Source organism: Streptomyces sp. NPDC087422 (genome assembly GCF_044744145.1).
GTDB lineage: Bacteria > Actinomycetota > Actinomycetes > Streptomycetales > Streptomycetaceae > Actinacidiphila.
The window spans coordinates 69529-90291 of the sequence record NZ_JBIUXT010000002.1; the positions used below are offsets into that span (position 1 = coordinate 69529).

Below are 20763 nucleotides of genomic sequence, written 5' to 3' on the forward strand. Positions count from 1 at the left end.
GGCGTCCTCAGGCATGGCGTCCTCAGGCATGCGGCACGACATGGTGCCGCTGAGCCCAGCCGTTTACGGTTCGCTGCTCCCCGTCGCGTGGCGGTAGTCGCGGGGCGAGAGGTGGTAGGCGGTGCGGAAGGAACGGGTGAAGGTGGAGTGGTCCTTGAATCCCCAGCGGGCGGCTATGCGGTGAATGGGGAGATCCCGGAGGGCGGGGTCGCGCAGGTCCCGGCGGGCGCGCTCCAGGCGGAGGCGGCGGATCCAGGCGGCGAGGGTGGTCTCGCGCGTGGTGAAGAGCCGGTGGAGGTAGCCGACGGAGACGTGCAGGGCGTCGGCGATGTGGGTCGGCGAGAGGTCGGGGTCGTGCAGATGCTGCTGGACGAAGGCTTCGACGCTCAGCAGGAGTGTGCGTCCGCGTGAGTCCTCGCGGAGGGCGGCTTCCGCGTCGAGGTGGTGGGCGACGACGGCGGCGAGCAGGTCCTCGGATATACGGGCCAGCCGCCCGAGGTCGTCGGGGCGGTAGGCCGCCTGCGTGGTCAGGCCGGTGAGGAAGTGCACGAGCATGCCCGCGAATCCGGCCTGTCCCGGCAGGGGCCGGGCCAGCAGGCGTTCGATCCGGTCGGCGGGCTGTCCGAGCTGTGCGCGCGGGATGTGGACGCGTACGAGTGTGGTGGGCTCGCCGCCCGCGCCGAGTTGGAGTCCGAAGGGGCGCGAGCTGTCGTAGAGGACGATGTCCGTCGCCTCCAGGACCGCCTCGCGGCCGAGCTGGCTCATGACGAGCTTGCCCGAGGGCGCCATGGCCAGGCAGAGGAGTTCCGGATCCGCCTGGCGGACCATCTTCGGCGTGCGGACGACCTGCGAGGGCGAGACCCTCAGCTCGACCACGTTCACCGCCGCGAGGTCGACGGTCCTGGCCGACGCCCTGAAGTCCTCCGCCTCCCGGCTGGACAGGCTCATCGGGTGCTCGCTGGTGACGAACAGCTCGTTGAGGGCCGCCAGCCGGTCCGGCGGCGACAGATCGTCACGATCGAACATCGTCCGCATCATGGCTCCCCCTCGGACCGCGGTGGCCGCGTACCGGAGTCTCCGGCCGCGGACGCCTCGGGCCAAGTATCCCCCGGTGGTCGTCGGACCAGCCCAAGGCGCGGACCCCGCCGGGGCCCGGCCCGACTACCGCGCGCCCACCAGGACTTCCGCCGCGGCGACACCGGAGGCGGCCGTCGCGCCGTGGGTGAAGATCTGCGCGGCGCCCTGGACGGAGTCGCCCGGCAGGCCCATCTCGACGACGATCGCGTCGGGACGTGCCCCGGCGAGTTCGGCGAGCGCGCGGCCCATCCACTTGTTGCGGGAGGCGTCCCTGACGACGACGACCAGCGGGCGCCCGGCGGCGGGCGCGAGCGCGTACGACTCCAGGAGGGCGGCGTCGGCGGCGAGTTCCTGGTGGTGGACGCGGACGAAGGTGGTGCCGGGCAGCCGCTCGCGCAGCGGGGCCGCGACGCCCCAGGGGGTCTCCTTGCCGATGGCCAGGTTGGTGGACGGCACCAGTTCGACCACGTGCGGGGGCGCGGTCAGCGGGAGGACGTCGCCCGCGGAGCCGCCGAGGCGTATGGCGCGGCGGGCGGCGACGTAACCGATGTCGCCGCTGACCGGATTGACCGGAACCGCCCGCGCCAGGCCGGTCGACCACTCGGCGAAGGCGCGGACCCGCTCGGACGCCTCCTCCAGCCGCGCCTGCGTGAGGTCGCCCGACCGTACGGCGTCGGCGAGCGCGTCGGTGAGCAGGTCGACGGTGTCGGCCCCGGAGTTCTCGCCGCCGACACAGACCGCGTCGCAGCCCGCGACGACGGCCTTCACCGTGGCTCCGTCGATGCCGTAGCGGTCGGTGACGGCGCCCATCTCGATGGCGTCGGTGACGATCAGGCCGTCGAAGCCGAGTTCCTTGCGGAGCAGCCCGTCGAGGATGCGGCTGCTGAGGGTGGCCGGAACGTGCGGGTCGTAGGCGGGCACGAGGAGGTGACCGCTCATCACGGCGCGCACGCCCGCCCGGACGGCGGCCTCGAAGGGCGGCAGGGCCTGGGCGGCGATGGTCGCGAGGTCGGCGTCGTAGCTGGGCAGGCCGTGGTGGGAGTCGACGGCGACGTCCCCGTGACCGGGGAAGTGCTTGGCGCAGGCGGCGACTCCGGCCGACTGGAGGCCCTGGATCCAGGCGCCCGCGTGCCGGGCGACCAGACCGGCGTCGACGCCGAAGGAGCGCACCCCGATGATCGGGTTGTCCGGGTTGGAGTTGACGTCCACGCTGGGCGCGTAGTTGAGGCTGACGCCGGCGGCGTGCAGTTGGCGGCCGAGGTCGCGGGCGACGGACTCGGTGAGGTCGGGGTCGTCCACGGCGCCGAGCGCGAAGTTGCCGGGCCGGGTGGAGCCGGTCGAGGACTCGATACGGGTGACGTCCCCGGCTTCCTCGTCGATCGCGATGATCAACGCGGGGTTCTCGGCGCGCAGTTGCGCGGTCAGCCGGGCCACCTGCTGGGGCGAGGCGATGTTGCGCGAGAAGAGGACGACGGAGGCCAGGCCGTCACCGATGGCCCGCAGCACCCACTCCGGCGCCTCCGTCCCCACGAAGCCGGGCTGGAGAACGGAGAGCGCGAGTCGTCGCAGCTCCTTGTCGGGCGTGCTGGAGGACATCAACTGGGCCTTCCACGTAGAGCCAACGCATTTGTGACACGGCGGACATTGGTACAGACCATCCGGATACTCGCCCAGCGTGATCTGGGGTGTCAAGTGCCTGACGCACGTACACCGGCCACATCGGCCGGGGCGTCCGGGAGACCGCGCCTGACCTGGTCCGTCGCCGCCGGGGAAGCCGCGTCACCCGTGGTAGGGCCCGGATCGCGCACGGCGACGAGGTGGCCGAATCGCCGCCTTCGGACGGCGCGACACGTCAACTCCACGGTTGACATGGGCGGTTGGTCTAATCCATTTTAGTGGGACGCGAGTTCAGCGAGCGACAAGCGCGGCGTAGTGCCATGAATGATGGGCAAGTTGCGAACGTCCGTTGCCGTACGCACCCACTCGCCCACCGACGGCAACGCACGGTTCCGCCGTGCTTTGGCGTAGGCACATGTAGTGGCGGTCGCCCAGAACCACTCTCGGCACCGGACGCGATTGCCTGTCCCCACACGGCCGATCCGTCCCGGCCGAAGGAAAGCCCGGGGGCGATCCGCATCAGAGAACCGAACCCTGGAGCGACTGCTTTGTCGGCGCCTGATCATTCTTTTCGAGCCTCTTCCGAACGCCCGTACTTCAGCTCGGACGGCGAGACCTACCTCACACCGACTCCGCTGCGGAACCTCCGCAAGACACAGAAACTCCGTGTGCTGTCGGAAGAGGACTTCACTTTCTGGCAGACCTACGGATACGTCGTGGTGCGACAGGCGATACCCGCCGTCGCGGCCGACGAGCTCCTGGAATTCGCCTGGAATTTCCAGGGACTTGATCCTGCCCGCCCGGACACCTGGTACGAGGAGCGGGAGTTCCGCTCGGATCTCGACAGGGAACTGCACATCTACGGTTTCGTCGAGGCTTACCAGCACCAGCTCATGTGGGACAGCCGGCAGTCGCAGCGCGTCTACGACGCCTTCGTCGACGTATGGGACTGCGAAGAGCTGTGGGTGACGCTGGACCGGCTCAACCTCAACCCGCCCAACATCAAGAACCGGGACCGCGCCCACATCGCGCCGACCGAGCGCGGCTTCGACATCACGCTGCACTGGGACATCGACACCACGCTGGAGGTGCTCCCGCAGCGCGTCCAAGGGATCATCGCGCTCAACGACACCAAGCCCGACCAGGGCGGCTTCCAGTGCGCACCCGACCTCTTCCACCGGTTCGAGGAGTGGAAGGCGCTCCAGCCGGAGGACCGCGACCCGATCCGGCCGAGCGTCGACCGCGCCGAATACCCCGTCATCCAGCCCGATCTCAAGGCCGGTGACCTGCTGATCTGGAACGGGCTGCTCGCGCACGGCGTCGCGCCCAACACCTCGCAGAGCGGCGTCCGCGCCGCCCAGTACCTCTCGATGATGCCCGCCCTGGAGTCCCACCAGGAGCTGCGGGACTCGCGCGTCAACTCCTGGCGGACGCTCAGCACTCCGGAGTGGAACGGCACGCTGGTCGGCGACGCCACCCGGCACGAGTCCCTGCGGTACGGACCCGCGGAGCTGACCGACCTGGGCGCCAAGCTGCTGGGCCGCGACTCCTGGAAGCAGCCGTCCGCGGAGCAGGGGACCGGGGAGCGGACATGCGCCGAATCTGCCTGACGCTGCCCACCAACAGGCCCTGCGCGACAACGATATCGGCGGTGCACGAGGAGGCGGCCCACGCCGCCACGCACTTCGACGTCGAGGTGCGTCTGCTGGTCCTGGACTCCTCCGACGCCGGAGCCCGCGAGCAGCACACTCGGGTCGTGCGCGGTCTGCCGGCCGTACCGGGCGTCGTCGTGCACCACCTCGGCGAGGCGGAGCAGCGCGACTTCCTGCGGCGGGTCATCGAGCGGGCCGCGCCGGACAAGCCCGAGCTGCTGCTCGATCTGATGCTGCCCGCCGGGCTCTCGTACGGCGCCTGCACCAACCGCGCGTTCCTGATCGCCGCGGCGCTGGGCTGCGAGTCCGTGCACCGCAGGGACTCCGACAGCCGCTACCAGTCCGTGGACGGTCTGCCGGTCTTCCCCGTCCACCATGAGCTGTTGTCGCTCGGCAAGCGGGCGGGCGACGCGGCGGCCGGGGTGACCGAGACCGATCTGGCGGACGCGCACACCGGCAAGACCGTCTCCATGGTGGGCAGTTCCTTCATCGGCGAGATGTCCGTCGACATCGAGGAGATGCACCGGCTCGACCGCGACGCCTACTACGACGTGGTCGGGCTGTGGGCGCCGGTCCACTGGTCGTCGCGGAAGAAGCGCGAACTGGTCGACGAGTCCTTCAAGGGCGCGGGCCACGAGCCCTTCGCGGGCGACCACTCGACGCTCACCCTGGTCGACCCGATGCGGGTCGACATGTGCAACATCGCCTTCCACGGGGTCCACGAGCAGGTCCCGTTGATGCCCGCGACGGACACGATCGGAAGCGACTACTTCCTGATCCACCTCGTCCACGACGCGACGCTGCCCGGTGTCCTGCACAACCGGAACATCGTCAACTACTACACCGGTGAGCGGAAGACGGACGCCGGGTTCATGGCGTATCACTTGCGCTTCGCCAAATTCTTCCTGTCGATGCTGTATCTCAACGCCGTGTACGACCGGATGGCCGAGGCCGGTTCCGCGCTGCTGGACGACGACCACCGGATACGAGTGGCCGCGGTCGCCGAATTGCTGCGGGACAGCGCTCTGTTGGACCGTGCGGAGAATGTGGAGCGGCTGGACATCCTCGACCGGTCCTACCGCAAGCTCGGCGGCAGGTACGCGGAATTCGCGGACTCGCTCACGGAGCGGCGCGAGCGGTTGCTGGACGAGGCCCGCGGGGACATCGAGGACTACGCATTGTTGACGGAAACATGGTCGGCGATGATTCGGGCGAGCAGGGAAACGGGTCTCGACACACTCCAGCGGCTGCCTGGCTGACGCCGCACATGACGCACGAGAACGCCTCACTGTTCGCCGCTCTTTCGGCCAGCGCCGAGGACCGGATCGTCTTCGATCTCAGCGGTATCGAGGAACGCTACGATTCCCTGCTGCGCGAGCTGCCGGGAATCGCGGTGCGTTTCGCCATGAAATCCTGTCCCGTGGACGAAGTGCTCGCCTGTCTTGTCGCGAAAGGCAGCGGATTCGACGCGGCGAGTATCAACGAGATCGAGCAGGCCGTACGCTCCGGCGTCGCGGTCGGGAGAGTTCACTACGGCAACACCGTCAAGTCGGACCGGGACATCGCGGCGGCCTATCGCCTCGGTGTCAGGGACTTCGCCACCGACAGCCTGGAGGACGTCGCCGCCGTCGCGGCGCACGCCCCCGGCTCGCGGGTGTTCTGCCGGCTGGCGACCGACGGTGACGGAGCGCTCTGGGGTCTGAGCAACAAGTTCGGCTGCTCGGCCGAGGACGCCGTGGCCGTGCTGGAGAAGGCGCGGGAGTCCGGGCTGCGGCCGGCCGGGCTCTCCGTGCACGTCGGTTCGCAGCAGATGACGGCCGAGGCGTGGCAGCGGGCGTTCGAGCAACTGGTCGACACGCTGACCGTGCTCGGCGAGCGCGGTATGCCGCCGCGGTACGTCAATCTGGGCGGCGGCCTGCCCGCGCTCGGCTATCTCGACAAGCGCGGCAGGCCGCTCGACCCGCCGATCGACAAGATCTTCGCCGTCATCCGCGAGGGCATGCAGCGGTGCCGGGAGGCGGCGGGCGACGGCCTGGGCTTCGTGATGGAGCCGGGCCGCCATCTGGTCGCCGACCACGGGGCCGTCCGGGCGCACGTCTCGCGGCTGTCCACCCGGCACACGGCGGACGGCACGGCCCACCGCTGGCTCTACCTGAGCTGCGGGAAGTTCAACGGCCTGTACGAGATGGACGAGTTGCAGTACCGGCTGGTCTTCCCCACCCACCCCGACACCCCGCGCGTCGAGGCCACCGTGGCCGGTCCGACCTGTGACAGCGACGACGCCTATTCGCGCGAGCACAGCCTGGTCCCGGTACCCGAGTCGGTCGTGTCGGGCGACCCGGTGTGGGTGCTGTCCAGCGGTGCCTACGCCGTCAGTTACATGACCCAGGGGTTCAACGGCTTCAGCCCGCTGCCGTACGTGTGCGTACGCGGCGCGGGCGACGGGCCGGGCCGCCCGCGGAAGGAGCACGACAGGTGAGCGACCGCGAGACACCCCGGCGCGCGGTGACGGAGCACGCGCGCGTCCGCCCTGTCGGCGACGGCGACTGGGCAGACCTCGTCGCGCTCGAAGCCGCCGCCTACACCTCCCTCGGTCTGTCCGAGGGGCGGGCCGCGCTGGAGTCGAAGGCGTGGGCGTCGCCGACGACGTGCTTCGTCCTCGACGTCGAACAGCGGCTCGCCGGTTACCTGTTGGCGCTGCCGTACCCGGTCTCGCAGGCGCCCGACCTCGCCCGCGGCGAGGAGGTGGTCTTCCGCTCGCGCAATCTGCATGTGCACGACCTCGTCATCGCCGAGGATCTGCGCGGCCGGGGCCTGGGCAAACGCCTGCTGCACCACCTCACCGGGCGGGCGCTCCGGCAGGGATACGAGCAGATGTCGCTCGTCGCGGTCGGCGGCAGTCACACCTTCTGGGCGGCGAACGGCTTCGCCGCCCAGAAGGAGGTCGTGAACTCCGAGAGTTACGGGGCCGGTTCGGTGTACATGTCCATGGCGCTGCCGACCGCGCCGACCGTCGAGAGTCCGACGCCGACCAGCGGCCTGCTGAGCGGGGCACCAACGCGAAACGAAGTGGGATAACGCCTGTGTTGCACGTTCACGATCCGTTCCGGCGCGGGCAGTTGGCGATCGGGGCGCTCTTCTTCTCGCTGGGTTTCCAGTACGCCACCTGGGCGTCGCGGCTGCCCGCGATCAAGGCGCATCTGGACCTGACCGCCGCGCAGGTGGGGCTGCTGCTGATGGCCACCGGCATCGGCGCCGCCGCCGCTTTCCCGCTGGTGGCGATGCTGATGCGGCGGCTGGGCTCGCGGCTGCTGTCGCTGCTCTCGGCCGTCGGCCTGACGCTGCTGCTCATCCCGCTGTCCGTCATGCCGAACTACCCGGTCGCGCTGCTCGTCATGGGCTGTGACGGGGTGCTCGTGGCCTGCCTGAATGTGGCGATGAACGCGCAGGGCGCGGCGCTGGAGGCCGTCCATCGGCGCAACGCCATGGCCAAGCTGCACGCGACCTTCAGCGGCGGCTCGCTCGGCGCGGCCCTGCTCGCCTCCGGAATGAACACCGTCACCTCGACGATGGCGGTGCACTTCGGCGCCGCCGCCGTCCTGTTGCTCCTGCTGACCGCGTACGCCAGGACCGGGCTGCTGACGCAAGAGCAAATCGCGGCCAAGGACGAGGCGGCCGAGGCGCGGGAGCAGAAGGAGGACGCGGTCGCGGTCGCGGAGGAGCGGGGTGCCAAGAGCCGCGGCAAGTGGACGCTGCCCGCCCGTATGACCCTGTGGATGGGCTGCGCGATGGCCTTCGGCACGGTCACCGAGGGTGCGATGAACGACTGGTCGGCGATCTACATGAAGGACGTCGCCAAGGCCTCGGCCGAACTGGCGCCCATGGGCATCGCCGTCGTCTCGGTCATGATGGTGCTCGCCCGGCTCTTCGCCGACGGCTGGCGCAGCCGTTGGGGTGACGGCCTGATCGTCCGCGCGGGCAGCGCCCTGGCCGCGGCGGGCCTGGCCATCGCGCTGCTCAGCGGCGGCGTGGTCCCGGCGCTGATCGGCTTCGCCGCGGTCGGCCTGGGCATCGCCGCCGTGACGCCGTGCGTGTACGTGGCGGCGGCCGGTCAGGGTTCGGACGCGCTGACGCTGGTCGCGACGATGGGCACGACGGGGCTGCTCGCGGGGCCGCCGGTGATCGGCTTCATCGCCAACGCGACCGGTCTGGTCTGGGGCCTGGGCGCCGTGGCCGCCTCGGCGCTGGTCGTGTCCCTGTGCAGCACGCAGATCCGCTGGACGTCGACCGCCTGAGCCGCGGGCCGCGCCCCGAATCACGGTTGACGCCTCGGGGCGCGCCCGCTTCGCTGTGCAGGTGAGCACACTTCGCATCGAACGCGTGCGCCCCGACGCCTTCGTCCAGGACTGGCGCGCCGTCCACAACACGGTCATCCCCACGCATCCGCTGTCCCTGGACGACGTCCGGGAGCGCAGCGGACGCCACCTCCTGGAGGTCGCCTACCTCGGCGACGTCCTGGTCGGAAACACGACGGTACGGCCGCCGACCGACGACGAGCCGGTGGTCACGGTCATCGCGCGGGTCCTCAGCGCACACCGGGGGCGGGGCTTCGGCCGGGAGCTGTACGCGCGCGGGCTCGCGCACGCGCGGGAGCTGCGGCCGGGCGCCGTCGAGACGGTGGTGCTGGAGTCCAATGAGGACGGGCTGCGCTTCGCGCTCACGCAGGGCTTCGTCGAGGTCGAGCGGTATCTGCTGCCGGGCGACACGATCCGTTACGTGACGCTGCGGCTGCCCTGAGCGGCGTCCTCCGCGCCGCCGCCGTGGCGGCCGGGGCGCAGGTCGAGCATGTGGAACACCTTGTCGTAGCGGCGCGGCCCGACCGCCACGAAGTCCGGCAGGCGGCCGTACTCACGAAAGCCCAGTGATTCGTAGAGGCCGATGGCGCGGGTGTTGTCGCCACGGGCGTCGAGGGTGAGCACTTCGATCCCGGCCCGGCGGGCGTCGGCGACGAGCGCCGCGGTCAGGGCGCGGCCGATGCCGTGGCCGTGGGCGGCGCCGTCCACGGCGAGCCGCTCCAGGTCGGCGTGGGGGCGGTGGGTGGGGCGGGTGTACCGCAGCCAGTAGCCGAACCCGACCAGGTCCTCGCCGAGATACGCGGCGCGCAGCGACCCGTCGCCGGCCCGTACCGCGGTCAGGACCCGGTCGAGGAGGGCCGTGACCTCGTCGGTGCCGGGCGGCTCCAGCCAGCCGAGCGGGGCGCCGCCCCGGACCAGCGGGGCCAGCAGCGCGTGCGCCGCTCCGGGGTCCAGCGCTCGCGCCCGCTCGATGCGCAGCCCGTCCCCGAGCGCGCCCGCCTCAGCCGTCGTCATCGCGTTCCGCCTCTCCCGCGCAGGTGCTTCCGTCCGTGGGCCGCCGCGCCCGGGTACCGCCGGGGTCCGGCCGCCTGTTTCCGTCCCACATCATCTCCGGCGGGACCTCGCCGACACCTCCCCGCGCGACCGCGTTCACGCCCGAGTCGTACAGTGGCGACATGGCCGTCAGTATTCTGGACATTCCCGGCGTCGCAGCCGTGCGGCAGCGGTTGCGCGCGGAATTGCTGGCGCGGGTGGCGGGGCCCTCGGGGCCGAAGAACCGGGCGCGGATCCAGGACGCGCGGGGGCCACGGTGGTTCGGCCCCGAGCGGCCGATCCGCGTGGTGCACGGTGACGCGTCGATGTTCATCGGGGGCTTGCGTGCGCTGCTGTTGCAGTCGCTGCATCCGCTGGCGATGGCCGCGGTCGCCGCGCACTCCGGCTACCGGGGAGATCCGTGGGGCCGTCTCCAGCGCACCAGCACCTTTCTGGCGGTCACGACCTTCGGCACCGCCGAGGACGCGCGGCAGGCCGTCGAGCAGGTACGGGCGGTGCACGAGCGCGTCAGCGGCACGACCGCGGAGGGGGAGCCGTACCGGGCGTCGGATCCGCATCTGCTGGGCTGGGTGCACGTCGCCGAGGTGGACAGTTTCCTGCGCGCTCATCAGCGGTACGGGGCGCGGCCGTTGGACGCCGCGGGCTGCGACGCCTACGTGGCGGACACCGCGCGGGTCGCGGAGGCCCTCGGTGTCCTCGACCCGCCGCGCGACCAGGCGGCGCTGACCGCCCGGCTCGCCGCGTACCGGCCGGAGTTGCGGTCCACGGCCGAGGCGCGGGACGCGGCGCGTTTCCTGCTGCTCGACCCGCCGCTGCCGTGGGCCGCCCGCGGCCCGTACGCGATCTTGGCCGCGGGCGCGGTGGGGCTGCTTCCTTCGTGGGCCCGCAGCCCGCTGCGGCTGCCGTATCTGCCGATCACCGAAGCGACCGGCGTCCGGCTCGCGGGGCACGGTCTGACCAGGACGATCCGCTGGGCGATGGCTCCGGAGGCCGCCGGGCGGTCCGACGGGCCGTCAGAAGGCTGACGGGCGGGGCCGGAAGACGGCGCAGAGGCGGGGGGGGGCGGGGGGGGGGCGCCCCCCCCCCCCGGGGCCGGGGGGGGGGCCCCCCCCGGGGGGGGCGCCGCCGGGGGGGGGGGGGGGGGGGGGGGGGCCGCCGGGGCGGGGGGGGGGGGGGGGGGGGGGGGGTGGGCTCCGGTACGTCGGCGTCCGACGGTCCGGTGAGGGTGCTGGCGGGGGGGTGGGCTCCGGTACGTCGGCGTCCGGCCGCCGGTGGGGGTGCTGGGAGGGGGGTGGGTGGGGGCCGGGCGTCTCCGCCAGCGGCCGTCCGGGCGGGTGGGCTGGACAGGGGGGCCGGGGGGTGGGCCATGTACCGCCCGGCTCTTCGTTCGGGTGAAGGGGGCGGGGCCCGGGTCTTGCGGGGTTCGACGGTTCGGCTCGGGCCCGCAAGCTGACGGCCGCCGGAGGGGGTGGGGGGCTAGGGGGGTTAAGGGGCCACCTGGTCCTCAGGGCGGGTGTGGGGCTCGCCGCAGGGGTTTTGTGGGGCTCTTGGAGGAAAGGCCCGAGCATTCCGACTCACCGGGAGGGGGCACCGGCGCAGGGCGGCTCGCCGAAAGAACCCCCCTCCCCCGGAAACCCCCACCGGACAGGCGGACGCCGACGTACCGGAAGGGGACGGGCCGGGGTGCCCCCGCAGAAATGCGGTGACAAGAACGGCACCGGATACACAGGTACCAGGTAGCCGCATTTCGAGGAGGTGCCCCGGACCGGCACCGACCAGGCACAAGCGGCACCCGCAGACGAGAAAACACCCGCACGGGTGGGCGGGCGGGAAAGACAAAGGCCAAGAGGGCTAGCGGCCAGGAGGGTTGGGGGCCAGGCGGGGGGCGCGGCGGGGCGGGGCGGGAGAGTTGAGGAGGATGAGGCGGGCGGCACGGTGCCGCTGCCCCGCGTAGGGCGCGAGAAGACCGAGCATGACCTCATCGGAAGAGCGGCGCTCACCCGTGAGGGCGTACCCGACCCGATGCGGCAGGTGCAGGTCCCCGACCGTCACGGCATCGGCGGCCCCATGACTGCGCTGAAGCGTCTCGGCAGCCGTCCAGGGCCCGATCCCGGGCACCGTCTGGAGCCGCGTGGCCGCCTCGCCGGGTGGAAGGGCGGTGAGCCCTTCGAGCGAGGAGGCGGCCCGGACGGCCCGCAGGACGGTGGAGGCGCGCTTGTTGTCGACCCCCGCCCGGTGCCAGTCCCAGGACGGGACCAGGGCCCACCCCCGCGCGTCGGGCATGACGCGCATGCGCTCGGCGCCCGCCGGCCCCGGCGCGGCCTCCCCGTGGCGGTGGAGCAGAAGCCGCCAGGCCCGGTACGCCTCAGTGGTGGTGACCTTCTGTTCCAGGATGGAGGGGATCAGCGATTCGAGGACGAGCCCGGTACGGGTCAGCCGCAGACCGGGGTGGCGCCGGTGCGCGGCGTGCACGAGCCGGTGCCGGGGCGTGAACGCGGCCGGATCGTCGTCGGCGCCGAGCAGCGCGGGCAGCGCGTCGAGCAGCCACTGGCCGCCGGGCCCCCACGCGTGGGCCTCGATCACGGCGGGACTTCCGGTCAGGCGGAGGGTGCCCGCGCCGTTGGGCGTGCGGCTGGCCCGCCAGACGGTGCCGTCCGGGTCGATCCGGAAGGCGGGGTCGCCGTAACCGCGGCAGAGCGGGTTGAGGGTGAGCCGGATGTCGAGCGGCCCGGCAGGCGACCAGGACCGGGTACGCGGAGCCGCGGGAGCCGCCGATGACACCGACGCCGCGCAAGCGGCGGTGGCGGTGGTGGAGGCGGGTCGGGGTCGCGGGAGAGGCACCCGGCGAGCGTATCCGCCCCCTCCGACGCGCCCGCCGCCCCGCCCCCGTAAAGCTGAGCCCCCCGCCCTACTGGTCCGACGAGAACCGCACCGCGCCCGCCGGAATCCGGGCTCCGCACCAGATCCGTACGCCGTCGCGCAGTTCGTTGTCGGGGCCGATGTGCGCGCCGTCGCCCACGACGGCGCCGTCGAGGACGGTGCGGGCGCCGATGACGGCGCCGATACCGACGAGCGAGTCGCGGACGACGGCGCCGGGCTCGACGGTGGCGCCGGACAGCACGGTGCTGCCGTCGACGCGGGCGCCGGCCCCGATGACGGCGCCCGTGGAGACACAGGTGCCGCCGGAGAGCTTGGCGTCGGCGGCGACATGGGCGCCGGTCAGGACGAGGTGGTCGCCGCCGAGGCCCGCGACGGCGGGGGACGGCGCGTGGCCGAGTACGAGGTCGGCGGAGCCGCGGACGAACGCCTGCGGGGTGCCGAGGTCGAGCCAGTAGGTGGAGTCGACCATGCCCTGGAGGTGGGCGCCGGCGGCGAGCAGGTCGGGGAAGGTCTCGCGTTCGACGGAGACCGGCCGCCCGGCCGGAATGGTGTCGATGACCGAGCGGGTGAAGACGTAACACCCCGCGTTGATCTGGTCGGTGACGATCTCCTCCGGCGTCTGCGGCTTCTCCAGGAAGGCCGTGACGCGGCCGTCCGCGTCGGTGGGGACGAGGCCGAAGGCGCGCGGGTCGGCGACCTTGGTCAGGTGCAGCGAGATGTCGGCGCCGGTGGCGCGGTGGGTGCCGACGAGGGCGGGGATGTCGAGGCCGGTGAGGATGTCGCCGTTGAGGACCAGGACGGGGTCGCCGGGCGCGGAGCGCAGCCGGTGGGCGACGTTGCGGATGGCTCCGCCGGTGCCCAGCGGCTCGGTCTCGGTGACGTATTCGAGGTGCAGGCCGAGCGCCGAGCCGTCGCCGAAGTGCGGTTCGAAGACCTCGGCGAGGTAGGAGGTGGCGAGCACCACGTGCTCGACCCCGGCGGCCCTGGCGCGCGCGAGCTGGTGGGTGAGGAACGGGACTCCGGCCGCCGGGACCATCGGCTTCGGGGTGTGCACGGTCAGCGGCCTGAGCCGGGTGCCCTTGCCCCCGACCAGGAGGATCGCTTCGGTTGCCGCAGGGCTCTCCACGGGGCGCTCCGCGCTGACGGCGGAGGCGGGGTGTGCTCGCATGGCAAGCATAGTGACATAAGCCGTAAAGATGAGTATTCACGAACTGACGGACAGTCGGCCGCGCCGCCACACTGACACCCGTACGGACGAGCCGAGTCGGACGGGCCGAGTCGGACGAGCCGAGTCGGGCGGGGACGCCACGCGAGACGGCCGCACGGGGAACCGGCCCCCGCACCCGTACGGGCACAGGCCGTGGTGATCGCTGGGGGTAGCCTGACACGCGTGACGCCGACCGCCAACACGCCCGACACGCCCCGCACTCCCCAGGGCCCCGCGACTCCCGCCGGGCTGCTCGACGCCGCGCTGCGCGGTGATCCGGGCCGCCCGCTGGTCACCTTCTACGACGACGCGACGGGTGAACGCGTCGAGTTGTCGGTGGCGACCTTCGGGAACTGGGTGGCGAAGACCGCGAATCTGCTCCAGGACGAGTTGGGCGCGCAGCCCGGCGACCGGCTGGCGCTGCTGCTGCCCGCGCACTGGCAGACGGCCGTGTGGGTGCTGGCCGGTTTCTCGGCGGGCGTCGTCGTGGCGCCCGGCGGCGATCCGGCCGGTGCCGACCTGGTGGTCAGCGGCCCGGACACCCTGGACGCGGCGCGGGCCTGCGGCGGCGAGCGGGTCGCGCTCGCGCTCCGGCCGCTGGGCGGACGCTTCCCGCAGCCGCCCGCGGGCTTCGTCGACTACGCGGTGGAGGTGCCGAGCCAGGGCGACCGTTTCGCGCCCTACGCGCCGGTCGGCCCGGACGCGCCCGCGCTCGTACTGCCGGACGGCGGGGGTGTGCTGACCGCGTCCGAGGTCGTCGCCAAGGCGCGCGCGTCGGCCGCGGCGCTCGGGCTCGGCCGCGGCGGACGGCTGCTGTCGCCGCTGTCCTTCGACACGTGGGACGGGCTCGCGGCCGGGCTGCTCGCGCCGCTCGCCGCCGACGCCTCCGTGGTGCTCTGCCGCCACCTCGACCGGCTGCCCGAGGAGCAGTTGGCCAAGCGGAAGGACGCCGAGCGCGTCACCGTATCTCTGTAGCGGTCACGCGCCCCGGCCTCGCCGGACGCCTCTGTCGTCACTTCCGTCACAGCTCGTCAACAGCTGTCTGTGGATTTCGGGTACCCAGGCAACCAACCACCGTATTCGGCTGTCTGAACGAATGCCGGGCGGGTAATCGCAAGCCTGTCCCCGGTAACCGGCGACTTCCGAGAGACGGGCCCCGACGTGACCACGCCAGCAGAGCCTCCGCAGGGTGACTCCGTTCCCCCCGCCTCCGACGGCTCCGACGACGCGTCCGGCACACAGAAGGCGCGGTCGGACGAGCCCGCCGAGCCGACGACCGAAGCGGAAGCAGAACCAGAGGCAGAGGCAGAGGCAGAGGCGGAGACCGAAGCCGAAGCCGAGGCCGAGGCAGAACCAGAGGCCGAGACCGAAGCCGAGGCCGAAGCGGGCGCGGACGCGGGGACGGAACCGGACGCCGCTACGGAAAAGGCCGCGGAGCCGGCCGCCGATACGGAGACGGATACGCCGCCGGTCGAAGGCCCCGCCGCCGCCCCGGCGGAGGAGCCCGCCACCCCCAAGAACTGGCGCTGGCTGAAGGTCGTCGCCCTGTGCACCGCCGTACTCGTACTGGCCTGCGCGGGCACCGGCTGGTACCTCTACCAGCGGCTCAACGGCAACATCACGACCGACACCGCGACCGAGAACGACCTGAAGGTGCACGCCTCCGAGCGCCCCACGCAGGGCCCGACGGAGGCCCAGAACATCCTGCTGATCGGTTCGGACAACCGCGGGAACGGCAACAGCAAGTACGGCCAGGACAGCGGCACTCAGCGCTCGGACACCACGATCCTGCTGCACATATCCGCCGACCGGAAGAGCGCCACCGCCGTCAGCCTCCCGCGTGACCTGATGACGCACGTGCCGCGTTGCACCCTGCCGAGCGGCAAGGAGGACCACGAGCGCTTCGAGCAGTTCAACTGGGCGTTCGAGTCGGGCGGCGCGGCCTGCACCATCCGTACGGTCGAGAAGATGACCGGCATCCGCGTCGACCATCACCTGATCGTGGACTTCAACGGCTTCAAGAAGATGGTCGGGGCGGTGAACGGTGTCGATGTGTGCCTGGCCGAGCCGGTGCACGACACGTACGCGCACCTCGACCTGCCCGCGGGACGGCAGACGCTCAACGGTGAGCAGGCGCTGGGATACGTACGCGCCCGGCACGGCATCGGCGACGGCAGCGACACCATGCGGATGGACCGCCAACAGGCGTTCCTCGCCTCGCTGTTGAAGAAGGTGAGCAGCAACGGCGTGCTGCTCAACCCGACCAAGCTCTACCCGCTGCTGTCGGCCGCCACCTCGTCGCTGACCGCCGACCCCGGCCTGGACTCGCTGAGCGAGCTGTACACCCTCGCGCACAGCCTCCAGCAGATACCGACCGGGAACGTGCACTTCCTGACCGTGCCGCGCGAGCAGTACGTCAACGACATCAACCGCGACCAGCTCGTCCAGCCCGCCGCCGACACCCTCTTCAAGACGCTGCGCGACGACCGGCCGGTGAACGTGTCGGACAAGGCGCCGGACAGCGGAGACGGCGGCGGTGACAGCGGAGGCGGTACGCGTACGCCCGGCACCCCGTCCGCGGGCTCGACCTCTACGGCCACGCCCACGACCACCCCCACGGGCCCCACGTACCGCGGGACGACCGCGGACCGCGACATCTGTGGCAAGAGCGGGTGAAATCCCGCTAAAGAGTCCACCTGGTCGGCAGGCGGGATCGGCAGCTTTGTCCGGTTGTAGGGGCGCTCGATTTGTCACGGGCGCGCATCGGCGCTGAACTGTGGGGCTAGTGTGAGCGATCCGGCCGATCCCGGATGGAGGACCCGAGCGACCGTGGACACGCAAGGCCGTAGGAACATCGACCCGGCGGACCAGTGGGTCCTGGACCCGGCGACCGGTACGTACCAGTTGCGGCTGGAGCCGGACGCGGCGCCGAGGCCCACCGTGCCGGGGCAGAGCGGTCACCGCGACGCCTCCCCCGCACCGCGGGACGCCGGGCGCGGCCAAGGGCGCGACTCCGCTCCCACCGCAGGAGACGACGACGCGGCCGGGGCCGGGGCCGGGGCCGGGACCGGCCCGACGGACAGCCCCGCCCCGCCCCCCGGCGGCCGGCGCGCGGCCCGCCTCGCGGCCAGGACCGGTGCCACGACCTCCACCACCGGCTCGGCGCGGCTGGGGGGCGGCTCGGCCGACGTGTCCACGCCGACCAGCCGTCGCAAGGCGAGGACCAAGAAGTCCCGTAAGAAGAAGGTCCTGTTGTGGACCGCGGGCACGGTGAGCTTCGTGCTGGTGGCGGTCGGCGTCGGCGGCTACCTCGTCTACCAGCACTTCAACAACAACATCACGACGGTGGACGTCGGCAACGCGGGCAGCAAGGACGTCACGCACACCGGTCCGATGAACGTCCTGGTGATCGGCACGGACAGCCGGGTCGGCCTCGGCAAGAAGTACGGCGACGCGGGCAGCGTCGGCCACGCGGACACCACGATCCTCTTCCATGTGTCGGCCGACCGCAGCAACGCGACCGCGATGAGCATCCCCCGCGACATCGTCACCTCCATCCCCGACTGCCCGACGAAGCAGAAGGACGGCAGCACCAAAACGGTTCCGGGCACGCCCGCGCAGCTCACCACGCCCAAGTTCAACGAGAGCCTGGGCGTGGACGGCCGCGACCCCGGCTGCACCATGCGCGCGGTGACGGCGATGACGGGGCTGCCGATCGACCACTTCATGATGGTCAACTTCGAGGCGGTGAAGGCCCTGTCGACGGCCGTCGGCGGTGTCGACGTCTGCCTCACCCGGCCGCTGGTCGACCCGAAGTCCCATCTGAACCTGAGCGCGGGACCGCACAACATCCAGGGCGAGACGGCGCTGGAGTTCGTACGGACCCGGCACGCGCTCAAGAACCAGAGCGACCTGGACCGGATCAAGCTCCAGCAGAACTTCCTGAGCGCGATGATCCGGAAGATCAAGTCGAGCGGCACGCTGACCAACCCGAAGAAGCTGTTCACGCTGGCGGACGCGGCCACCAAGGCGCTCACCGTGGACAGCGCGATCGGCAGCGTGAGCAAGCTCACCAGCCTGGCCAAGGACCTCAGCGAGGTGGACGAGAAGCACATCAGCTTCACCACCCTGCCGGTGCTCGACAACCCGAACGAGAAGGTGCACGCCACCGTCGTCGTCGACCCGGTCAAGGCCCCGCAGCTCTTCGCGCTGATCAAGAACGACGTGTCGCTGACCGCGGTGAAGAAGCCGTCCGCCACGCCCGACCCCCGGCTGACCGGGCCGAAGGCGACCCCGCACGACACCCGCGTCAACGTGCTCAACGGCAGCGGGACCTTCGGCGCGGCGCAGAGCACCGTCAACTGGCTCCAGAACACCCAGGGCGTCAACCGCTCGGCGAACGGCGGCAACGCGCCCGCCACCGCCAGGACCGTCCTGGAGTACGCGCCGAACCAGGCCGACCAGGCGCGTTCGCTGGCCGCGATGATGGGGCTGCCCGCCTCCGCGCTGAAGCAGGGCGCGACGGACGCGGCGCCGCTCGCGTACATGAAGCTGACCCTCGGCAAGGACTTCACGGCGCCCGGCACCCCGATCGGCCCGCCCACCGCGGCTCCCTCGGACCTCCCGAAGACCGAGGCCGCCGACACGGCGTGCGTGAAGTGACGTCGCGGATGTCGCGCACGCGATGAACGCGGTGAATACGGTCAATCCGGTGAACGCGGCGAACGCCGTGACCTCCGTCACCCTCTGATGTGATCCGGGCGGGCGCCGGAGTCCCGGCGTCCGCTAATTGACGATCTCCGGGTGCAACTCCTCGCCGCTCACAGCCGTCTGACAGTGGGGCGACCCAGTATGACCCGGGTAGGGCGGCGCGTCGGCGTGCACCGTCCGTACACCCCGCGCGAAGGCGCGCGGCCGGTCACCGTGATGACGATGCGCGCCACAGGGAGGTTCGGGATGCGCGACGGGACAGTGGGAGGGAACGGCTTCGGTACGGCACCCAACCCGGACCACCGGGGATGGGACGAGAGCCTGTACCGGGACGACGCCCGCGCCTACGCGCCCGGCGCGCCATCAGGTACGGACTCCGGCGGCGACGACGGCGCGGGCTCCGGGGCGGGACCGGACGCCGACCCCGCCTCTTCCGACGGCGGGCAGGAGCCACCCGAGCGAATACCGGGCCAGCGCGGCGCGGCGGGCGGTGGCGGTCACCGGCGCGGCGGCTCACGGCGGCGCACGAAGAGCCGTAAGCGCAGGGTCCTGAAGTGGGTGTCCATCGGCGCCGCGGTCGCGGTGCTCGGCTCGGCGGGCGCGGCCTACGGCTACTACGAGTACCTGGCGGGCAAGATCCGCAAGGGCGAGCGCGTCAGCGGCAGCTCGACCGTGGCGAAGACGAAGGCCAACGCCGCCGGCAAGACGGCGATGAACATCCTCATCCTGGGCTCCGACAGCCGCAACGACCCCGAGGATCTGAAGCTCGGCGGTGCCAAGAACACCGTGGGCGACGCCGCCCGCGCCGACGTGATCATGATCGCGCACCTGTCCGCGGACCGCAGCAACATGTCCGTGGTCAGCATCCCGCGCGACACCCGCGTCAACATCCCGGCGTGCACCGACCCCAAGACGCACGAGAAGTTCGCGCCGGTCAACGACATCATCAACGCGTCGCTCGGCCGCGGCGGCGCGGGCTGCACCCTGGCCACCGTGCAGAATCTGACCGGCGTCTACATCGACCACTGGCTGACCATCGACTTCTCCGGTGTGGTGAAGATGGCCGACGTCGTCGGCGGCGTCGAGGTCTGCGTGAAGCAGAATGTGGACGACCACTCGACCCCGGCCCAGCCCGGCGGCTCGCACCTGCACCTCAAGGCGGGCAAGCAGAAGATCTACGGCGAGACCGCGCTGAAGTGGCTGCGGACCCGGCACGCCTGGGGCAGTGACGCCGCGCGGGCCAAGGCGCAGCACATGTACATGAGCGCGCTGATCCGGCAGTTGCGCAGCCAGAACCTCTTCACCGACCCGGGCAAGCTCAACAAGATCGCGACCACGGCGATGGAGGCGTTCGAGGTCTCCAAGGAGATCGGCACCCCGAAGAAGCTGTACGACCTGGGCATGCAGCTCAAGACCGTGCCGTCGGACCGCATCACGATGCTGACGATGCCGCACGACGCGGACCCGAAGGCCCCGCTGGCGCACTACATCCCGTCGGCGGACGCGCCCCAGGTCTGGTCGCTGCTGCGCAACGACGTGGCGATGGACGGCAACGGCAAGGCGAAGACCCCGGCGAGCGGGGCGCCCGCCACGACACCGGCCACGACCGCGCCGCAGGGCCCGGCCGCCGCGGCCTCCGACACCATCGCGGTCTCCGTGGTCAACGGCACCGCGGGCACCTCGGACGGCGTGGCCACGCCGAACCGCGCGGGCGGTATCGCCACCACGCTCAAGACCGCGGGCTTCACCAAGGCGGAGGCGAGCCAGCAGACCAAGCCGAGCCCCGGCACCACCCTGACGTATCCGACGAGCAGCGGTGACCAGGGCAAGGCCGACGCCACGGCGGTGGGCAAGGCGCTGAAGATCCCGGCGGGCAATGTGAAGGCGTCCGCGGACGTCGACACCATCACCTTGACCATCGGCGCGGACTGGAAGACCGGTACGGACTTCAGCAAGACGCTGCCGAAGAGCGGTTCCGTGCCGACGACGGCGGAGGCGGTGAACGGCGCGGACACGACCGGCTGCATGGAGGTGCTGCCGATCTACCGCTGGTAGCACGCGGGTGGGAGAGGGCGGGACCGGCAGGCGGTACGACCGGCCCGCGCGGGGAGCGGCTCACGCCTCCGCGCGGGCCGTCTCCGTCTGCTGGCCGTCCTGCTGGCCCTGCCCGTCCTGCTGACCGTCCTGCTGGCCCTGCCCGTCCTGCTGACCG

16 protein-coding genes are annotated in these 20763 nt (G+C 71.9%); 11 read left to right on the forward strand and 5 right to left on the reverse strand.

The window, feature by feature from the left end:
* Window positions 1-63: 63 nt before the first annotated feature.
* Entirely contained in the window at window positions 64-1026 is a 963-nt protein-coding gene (locus ACIO6U_RS06180) for a helix-turn-helix domain-containing protein (RefSeq protein ID WP_401716004.1), read from the reverse strand.
* A gap of 135 nt (window positions 1027-1161) precedes the next feature.
* Window positions 1162-2673, reverse strand: coding sequence for a glycoside hydrolase family 3 N-terminal domain-containing protein (locus tag ACIO6U_RS06185; RefSeq protein ID WP_391049952.1), 1512 nt, complete (start codon window positions 2671-2673; stop codon window positions 1162-1164).
* A 569-nt stretch (window positions 2674-3242) separates the two neighbouring features.
* Between ACIO6U_RS06185 and ACIO6U_RS06190 the strand changes: the two genes are divergently transcribed.
* From ACIO6U_RS06190 to ACIO6U_RS06215, 6 genes are all read left to right on the forward strand, one after another.
* Window positions 3243-4304 (forward strand): phytanoyl-CoA dioxygenase family protein, encoded by a 1062-nt coding sequence (locus ACIO6U_RS06190; RefSeq protein WP_355348388.1) that lies wholly within the window; start codon window positions 3243-3245, stop codon window positions 4302-4304.
* Window positions 4286-5605, forward strand: a complete 1320-nt coding sequence (locus ACIO6U_RS06195; RefSeq protein WP_401716007.1) for a DUF6271 family protein — start codon at window positions 4286-4288, stop codon at window positions 5603-5605. Before ACIO6U_RS06190 ends, ACIO6U_RS06195 begins: the two co-directional genes overlap by 19 nt.
* 8 nt (window positions 5606-5613) lie before the next feature.
* Entirely contained in the window at window positions 5614-6825 is a 1212-nt protein-coding gene (locus ACIO6U_RS06200; RefSeq protein ID WP_401716010.1) for a type III PLP-dependent enzyme, read from the forward strand.
* Entirely contained in the window at window positions 6822-7424 is a 603-nt protein-coding gene (locus ACIO6U_RS06205) for a GNAT family N-acetyltransferase (protein ID WP_355348379.1), read from the forward strand. Before ACIO6U_RS06200 ends, ACIO6U_RS06205 begins: the two co-directional genes overlap by 4 nt.
* 5 nt (window positions 7425-7429) lie before the next feature.
* Window positions 7430-8641, forward strand: coding sequence for an MFS transporter (locus ACIO6U_RS06210; RefSeq protein ID WP_401716014.1), 1212 nt, complete (start codon window positions 7430-7432; stop codon window positions 8639-8641).
* A 61-nt stretch (window positions 8642-8702) separates the two neighbouring features.
* Window positions 8703-9143 (forward strand): GNAT family N-acetyltransferase, encoded by a 441-nt coding sequence (locus ACIO6U_RS06215; protein WP_401716017.1) that lies wholly within the window; start codon window positions 8703-8705, stop codon window positions 9141-9143.
* On the opposite strand, the gene ACIO6U_RS06220 is transcribed toward ACIO6U_RS06215, so the two are convergent.
* Window positions 9119-9715, reverse strand: coding sequence for a GNAT family N-acetyltransferase (locus ACIO6U_RS06220; RefSeq protein ID WP_401716020.1), 597 nt, complete (start codon window positions 9713-9715; stop codon window positions 9119-9121). The genes ACIO6U_RS06215 and ACIO6U_RS06220 overlap by 25 nt on opposite strands.
* 161 nt (window positions 9716-9876) lie before the next feature.
* Here ACIO6U_RS06220 and ACIO6U_RS06225 point away from each other — a divergent pair, with 161 nt between their 5' ends.
* A complete protein-coding gene (locus ACIO6U_RS06225) occupies window positions 9877-10779 on the forward strand; it encodes an oxygenase MpaB family protein (protein ID WP_401716021.1) in 903 nt (300 codons plus the stop codon).
* A gap of 826 nt (window positions 10780-11605) precedes the next feature.
* Here ACIO6U_RS06225 and ACIO6U_RS06230 read toward each other — a convergent pair.
* Complete coding sequence (locus ACIO6U_RS06230) at window positions 11606-12595, reverse strand: DNA-3-methyladenine glycosylase family protein (protein ID WP_401716024.1); 990 nt, start codon at window positions 12593-12595, stop codon at window positions 11606-11608.
* A gap of 67 nt (window positions 12596-12662) precedes the next feature.
* A complete protein-coding gene (locus ACIO6U_RS06235; protein WP_401716027.1) occupies window positions 12663-13802 on the reverse strand; it encodes a sugar phosphate nucleotidyltransferase in 1140 nt (379 codons plus the stop codon).
* Window positions 13803-14024: 222 nt separating this feature from the next.
* Between ACIO6U_RS06235 and ACIO6U_RS06240 the strand changes: the two genes are divergently transcribed.
* The 4 genes from ACIO6U_RS06240 to ACIO6U_RS06255 all read left to right on the forward strand — a co-directional run bounded on the left by ACIO6U_RS06240 (window position 14025) and on the right by ACIO6U_RS06255 (window position 20606).
* Window positions 14025-14816, forward strand: a complete 792-nt coding sequence (locus tag ACIO6U_RS06240) for a TIGR03089 family protein (RefSeq protein WP_391162243.1) — start codon at window positions 14025-14027, stop codon at window positions 14814-14816.
* A 186-nt stretch (window positions 14817-15002) separates the two neighbouring features.
* Window positions 15003-16517, forward strand: a complete 1515-nt coding sequence (locus ACIO6U_RS06245) for an LCP family protein (RefSeq protein WP_401716031.1) — start codon at window positions 15003-15005, stop codon at window positions 16515-16517.
* 153 nt (window positions 16518-16670) lie between these two features.
* A complete protein-coding gene (locus tag ACIO6U_RS06250) occupies window positions 16671-18503 on the forward strand; it encodes an LCP family protein (protein ID WP_401716034.1) in 1833 nt (610 codons plus the stop codon).
* 294 nt (window positions 18504-18797) lie between these two features.
* Complete coding sequence (locus ACIO6U_RS06255) at window positions 18798-20606, forward strand: LCP family protein (protein ID WP_355350019.1); 1809 nt, start codon at window positions 18798-18800, stop codon at window positions 20604-20606.
* Window positions 20607-20763: the final 157 nt, after the last annotated feature.